This is a genomic window from Micromonospora sp. D75 (genome assembly GCF_018070405.1).
GTDB classification, from domain to species: domain Bacteria; phylum Actinomycetota; class Actinomycetes; order Mycobacteriales; family Micromonosporaceae; genus Micromonospora; species Micromonospora chalcea.
This window is the reverse complement of the sequence record NZ_JAGPXV010001168.1, coordinates 1-520: the sequence shown is the minus strand read 5'-3', so window position 1 is coordinate 520 and position 520 is coordinate 1. Positions and strand designations below refer to the sequence as shown.

Sequence of the window (520 nt, the reverse complement as noted above, 5' to 3'; positions counted from 1 at the left end):
CGGGTACATGCCCAAACCGATCAGCACGTCGCGGAAGTTCACGCCGGCCGCGCGCACCGCGATGCGCACCTGGTCCTCGCCCAGCTCCGCGGGCGTGGCCGGCACCGGCGCGATCCCGTCCAGGGTGCCGCCGGTGACGGGGGCGAGGTGCCACGGGCCGGGCGGCGGGGTCAGTTCGTCGCCCACCGGCCGCGCCAGCCTCGGCACGAGGGTGCGCTCGCCGCGCACCGCGAGCTGGCCGCCGGAGACCGACGGGTCGACGGCGGCCCCGGCCAGCACGGCGAGGGTCGCGGGGGTCAGTTCGCCCTCGACGTCGGCGAGGACGATCCGCCCCGGGTGCTCCGACTGCGCCGAGCGCAGCAGGCCCCAGACGGCGGCGGCGGCGAGGTCGGTGACCTGGTCGTCGTCCCCGCTGGCCACCGCGCCCCGGGTCACCACCACGAGCTTCGTGTCGGCCAGCGGCTCGGCGGCGAGCCAGGACCGCAGCACGTCCAGCACACCGCTGGTGGCCGCCCGCACG

At 77.9% G+C, this 520-nt stretch carries 1 protein-coding gene; it reads right to left on the bottom strand.

Going from position 1 to position 520, the window contains the following annotated elements:
- Positions 1 to 520 (bottom strand): hypothetical protein (locus tag KBX39_RS32670; protein WP_210874286.1); only part of this gene is annotated, 520 nt, incomplete at both ends.